Annotated in this window: 4 protein-coding genes and 1 pseudogene; 4 read left to right on the forward strand and 1 reads right to left on the reverse strand. The window is 68.8% G+C overall.

What is annotated here, in order from left to right; genetic code table 11:
• Positions 1-64 precede the first annotated feature (64 nt).
• From DSP71_RS10805 to DSP71_RS10820, 4 genes are all read left to right on the forward strand, one after another.
• Complete coding sequence (locus DSP71_RS10805; RefSeq protein ID WP_046746820.1) at positions 65-955, forward strand: carbohydrate ABC transporter permease; 891 nt, start codon at positions 65-67, stop codon at positions 953-955.
• 5 nt (positions 956-960) lie between these two features.
• Positions 961-2,391, forward strand: coding sequence for a GH1 family beta-glucosidase (locus tag DSP71_RS10810; protein WP_181800722.1), 1,431 nt, complete (start codon positions 961-963; stop codon positions 2,389-2,391).
• Positions 2,392-2,418: 27 nt separating this feature from the next.
• Positions 2,419-2,955, forward strand: coding sequence for a DUF6578 domain-containing protein (locus tag DSP71_RS10815; RefSeq protein ID WP_113681092.1), 537 nt, complete (start codon positions 2,419-2,421; stop codon positions 2,953-2,955).
• A 99-nt stretch (positions 2,956-3,054) separates the two neighbouring features.
• Positions 3,055-4,050, forward strand: a complete 996-nt coding sequence (locus DSP71_RS10820) for a LacI family DNA-binding transcriptional regulator (protein ID WP_113681093.1) — start codon at positions 3,055-3,057, stop codon at positions 4,048-4,050.
• A gap of 88 nt (positions 4,051-4,138) precedes the next feature.
• Here the strand turns inward: DSP71_RS10820 and DSP71_RS10825 are convergent.
• A pseudogene (locus tag DSP71_RS10825) lies at positions 4,139-5,099 on the reverse strand (hypothetical protein); the annotation flags it as partial.

A 5,099-nucleotide genomic window follows, 5' to 3' on the forward strand; every position in this document is an offset into this window, starting at 1 on the left:
CTGCGACCGCAGCCGCAGCCGCAGCCGGCACGACGATCGCCATCACGACCGAGGAGAACGCGCGATGACCGCCACGCAGGCGCTGAGCGTCCCCGAGAAGATCCGCCGGCGCCGTGCCGCCACCGGAGGCACGGCCGGCATCGGCAGCCGCCCCGGCTTCCTCACCTATGGCCTCCTCGCTGCCTTCATCATCGGCAGCGTGTATCCGCTGTGGTGGTCGGTCGTGGTCGCGAGCGGCACCAACGCGACGCGCGGGGAGACGCTGCCCCTCATCCCCGGCGGCAACTTCTTCACCAACGCCGCCAAGGTGTTCGACGCGATCCCGTTCTGGCTGGCGCTGGGCAATTCGTTCCTCATCTCGGGCATCATCACCGTCTCGGTGGTCACGTTCTCGACGCTCGCCGGATACGCGTTCGCCAAACTGCGCTTCAAGGGGCGCGACGGACTCATGGTCTTCGTGATCGCGACGATGGCCATCCCGACGCAGCTGGGCATCATCCCGCTGTTCATGCTGATGCGCGAGCTGGGCTGGACCGGCTCGATCGGCGCCGTCATCGTGCCGACTCTCGTCACGGCATTCGGTGTCTTCTTCATGCGCCAGTACCTGGTGGACGTGATCCCCGACGAGCTGATCGAGGCTGCGCGCATGGACGGCGCGAACCAGTTCCGCACGTTCCTGACCGTCGGGCTCCCCGCGGCCCGGCCCGCCATGGCGATCCTCGGCCTCTTCACCTTCATGACAGCGTGGACCGACTACCTGTGGCCGCTGATCGTGCTCTCCCCCCAGAACCCGACCCTGCAGACGGCGCTCAGCCAGCTGCAGTCGGGGTATTACATCGACTACTCGATCGTGCTCGCCGGAGCGGTGCTCGCGACCCTTCCGCTGCTCGTGCTCTTCGTGGTCGCGGGTCGGCAGCTGGTCAGTGGCATCATGGCTGGCGCGGTGAAAGGATGACCCCTATGACCCGCTCCTTCCCCGAGAACTTCCTCTTCGGCGCAGCCACGGCCGCGTACCAGATCGAAGGGGCGGCGTTCGAGGACGGGCGCACCGCATCGATCTGGGATGCGTTCTCGCGTGAGCCGGGCGCCGTGATCGGAGCGGAGAACGGCGACGTCGCGTGCGATCACTACCATCGGTACCCGCAGGATGTCGCGCTCATGAAGCGGCTCGGCCTGCAGACCTACCGGTTCTCCACCTCGTGGTCCCGGGTGCGTCCTGACGGCGGAGCGGTGAACGCCACGGGCGTCGACTTCTACGAGCGCCTGGTCGACGAACTGCTCGCCGCCGACATCCTGCCCTGGCTGACGCTGTACCACTGGGACATGCCGCAGGCGCTGCAGGAGGTCGGAGGATGGACGAACCGCGACACCGTCGACCGCTTCCTGGAGTACGCGGGGACCATGCACGATGCGCTCGGCGACCGGGTGAACGTCTGGACCACGCTGAACGAGCCGTGGTGCTCATCGTTCCTCTCCTACACGGCGGGTGAGCACGCGCCGGGGCACACCAGCATCGCGGAGGGGCTGCTCGCCGCGCACCACCTGCTGCTCGCACACGGCAAGACGGTACAGGAGCTGCGGGGGCGCGATGCCTCGCTCAATCTCGGCATCACGCTCAACCACACGGTCGCCGATCCTGCCGACCCGCAGAACCCGGCCGACGTCGACGCCGCCCGCCGCGTGGACGGACAGTTCAACCGCTGGTTCCTCGACCCGATCTACCGCGGCAGCTATCCGGCCGACATCGTCGAGGACATCCGTGCGGTGGACGTTGAAGCCGTCGCGACGTTCGAAGCGGCTGTGCACGACGGCGACCTCGATACGATCGCGCAGCCCATCGACACCCAGGGCGTGAACTACTACCACGGCGACTTCGTCTCGGGCACGGCACCGACCGAGGAACCCGTCTCGGCCGAGCCCGACACCGAGCGCGTGCGCCGCAGCCCGTATCCGTCGAGTGAGGGCATCCACGCGGTCGAGCGAGGTCTGCCCCGCACGGCGCAGAACTGGGAGGTGCAGCCCGAGGGGCTCACCCGTGTGCTGCAGCGGGTCTGGACGGAGTACGCCGAGCCCGCGGGAACGGTGCTCTACATGACCGAGAACGGCGCGGCCTACGACGACGTCGTGGTGGTCGAAGACGGCGAGCCACGCGTGCACGATACCGACCGTGCCGAGTTCCTCCGGCTGCACCTGGGTGCCGTGCTCGACGCGGCGGAGGGGGGTGTCGACGTGCGCGGCTACTTCTACTGGTCGCTTTTCGACAACTTCGAGTGGGCCTGGGGCTACGACAAGCGCTTCGGCATCGTGCGCGTCGACTATGACACCCAGGAGCGCACCCTCAAGGACTCCGCCCACGAGTACACCCGCATCATCGCCGCTCGCGCGCTCTGAGCCGGGCGCCGGGGATAGTCTGACGGCATGACGCGTGTGTGGCTCACGCCGTGGGAGTGGGCGTGCTGCGGAGACCCGTTCGAGATCGGCGGCGAGGTCGACTTCGGGATCCGGTCGCGTGATCCGGAGGGTCTGGTCGACGAGCTGGGGGCGGAACTGGCTGGCACCGTCGATGCGCTGGAGTCGCATCACGAAGAGGAGCACGCGGATCGGGTTCGCGGCAGAGTCATCGCGGTGCATGAGGTCAGTCGGGAGGTGGTCGAGCGCAGGTTCGAGCACTTCGTGGACCCATTCGCCCGGGCCCGGACCGCCGGTAGGCTGCAGCTTCCGAATGGCGTGTCCGCGGGGGCGAGATTCTCGCGGCAAGGGTCCAGCATCGAACGGGTGCCCGGCACGACCCGCCTGTCTTCCGTCGGCGGACTACCGGTCGCGGCCGTCGAGTATCACGGGCCGTCGACCCGACCCGCTGACGCCGAGGATTCGCCGGTCGAGGAGCGGCGACGTCAACGGATCGGTTGGCTCGTCGACGTCGACGAGCTCCAGCCCGCCCCTCGAATCGCGTGAATGGTTCGATCCGCGGTCGAGATGCGACCATTTGCGCGATTCGAAGCGAGATGGCCGCGTGACCGGTGAGAATAGGGCGATGGAAGAGGACGTGCGTTGATGTCGCCCCGAGCGACCATCGAAGAGGTGGCGTCGGCTGCCGGTGTCTCCCGGTCCACCGTGTCGCGGGTCGTGAACGGCTCGACGGCCGTGAGTCCCGAGGCCCTCGCCGCCGTGCGCGCAGCCATCGACGAGCTCAACTACGTGCCCAACCGTGCGGCACGCTCACTCGCGTCGCGTCAGACGCACGCCATCGCGCTGATCGTTCCGGAGGACACCACGCGCTTCTTCGGGGACCCGTTCTTCGCTGCGATCGTCGCGGGCATCACCGGGGCGCTGGGCGGCTCGGACTACCTGCTCAACCTGCTGATCGCGAGCGATGACCCCGGCGACAAGATGACCAGCTTCGTGCGCAACGGCGGAGTCGACGGCGCGCTCATCGTGTCGCACCACACGAGCGATGCGTTCGTCGATCGGATAGCGGATGCGGTGCCCGTCGTGTTCGGCGGACGCCCTGTGCGTCGAAACGAAGGCGACTACGTCGTCGACGTCGACAACGTCGCGGGGGCGAGGAATGCCACCCAGCGATTGATCGACATCGGTCGCACGCGTATCGCCACGATCTCGGGTCCGCTCACGATGGTCGCCTCCGAGGATCGCGTACAGGGCTTCCGGGCCGCTCTCACCGGTGCGGGGCTCACCCCGTACGCGGAGGAAGAGGGCGACTACAGCGAGAGCAGCGGGGCAGAGGCCGCGAGGCGCTTGCTCGACGGGGGCCGACCTGATGCGATCTTCGTCGCGAGCGACCTGATGGCCCGCGGTGCGCTGACAGCCCTGCGCTCGGCCGGCCTGCGGGTGCCGGAGGACATCGCGCTGGTCGGCTTCGACGACTCCTTGGTCGCCGTCACGACGGACCCGCCGCTCACCACGATGCGCCAGCCGATGTACGCGCAGGGTGAGGCCATGGCGCGGGTGCTGCTGTCACGTCTCGCGGGCGAGAATCCGCCGACCACGACGATCCTTCCGACCGAGCTGGTCGTCCGCGGCTCCGCCTGAGCGCCGCGCGGCCGTCAACGACGGGAAGGACACGGCTGCGGCCCTGGCGCCCCCTCCGGGCCAGGCCCGCAGCCGTGCGTCTGAGGGCTCAGTCGACGAGCGAACTGAGCAGATCACCGCCGAACAGGGAGAAGGCGGTGATGCCGGCCGAGAGCAGCAGCACCGCGGCGGTGCCGGCCACGGCGAAGACGGAGATCCCGCGACCTCCCAGCCGCTGACCGCGGAGGCCGATCGAGACGCCGGCCCTGGCGGCGAGGCCCCCGGCGTCGTCGTCGCGATACAGCTCGGTGCGTGCGGTGAAGCGCCGGTGGAACTCCTCGGCCAGGGTGACGGCGGCCGCCATGGTCGCGGCCCGATCGAACCGTGTGCGCGACGGCAGGTAGACGTACAGGCGATCGGAGACGAGCTCGATCTCGGCGCCGGAACCGACGTCGAGCACCCGGGCCATCAGGTCGGGGGTGAAGATGTACAGGGCGTCCTGCTGATACCCCTCGGGAACGATGAGACGGAACGTCTTCGCGAAATCCCCCTCCAACTCCATGCGGGCTGCTCCGCGTCCGAGTCCGAGCGTGGGGACGATGCTGTGCTTCCGGTTCTCCAGCACGATGTGCGGGACGGATGCGGGCAGCGGCAGCTCGATGAAGGCGAACGGGCGCTGGATCGTCGCGCGCTCCTGCCCCCGCGAGACCGAATGGTGCATGCCCAGCTCGAACGGCATCCGCGCGTCGTCGCAGGCGATGACCGCTCGTTCGCGACCGTGCACGACTCTGGTGAAAGCCGCGCCGGGGCGGCGGGTGCGCTCGAGGAGGTCGGCGTACGCCCAGCCGTTCTGCCACGCGAATGCGGCGATCTTCACCCGACGACTCAGGCCCACCGCCCACCAGAGGAAGCCGACGGCGGCGAGCACCGTGTACCCGATGACGAAGATCCCGAGGATCGGCGCGACCGTGAGGATGTCGCCGCGCCCGAGGAACCACAGCCCTGTCAGCATCGCGACGGCGAACAGCAGCACAGCCACCAGGATCACGAGGAATCGGCGGTGCGGCGGG

It is taken from the genome of Microbacterium sp. H6, assembly GCF_003314775.1.
Taxonomy (GTDB): domain Bacteria; phylum Actinomycetota; class Actinomycetes; order Actinomycetales; family Microbacteriaceae; genus Microbacterium; species Microbacterium oxydans.

What these genes read in the sequence shown, in the direction of transcription:
- DSP71_RS10820 (WP_113681093.1), top strand. Translation starts at nt 3,055, where the DNA reads ATGTCGCCCCGAGCGACCATCGAAGAGGTGGCGTCGGCTGCCGGTGTC.
- DSP71_RS10815 (WP_113681092.1), top strand. Translation starts at nt 2,419, where the DNA reads ATGACGCGTGTGTGGCTCACGCCGTGGGAGTGGGCGTGCTGCGGAGAC.
- DSP71_RS10810 (WP_181800722.1), top strand. Translation starts at nt 961, where the DNA reads ATGACCCGCTCCTTCCCCGAGAACTTCCTCTTCGGCGCAGCCACGGCC.
- DSP71_RS10805 (WP_046746820.1), top strand. Translation starts at nt 65, where the DNA reads ATGACCGCCACGCAGGCGCTGAGCGTCCCCGAGAAGATCCGCCGGCGC.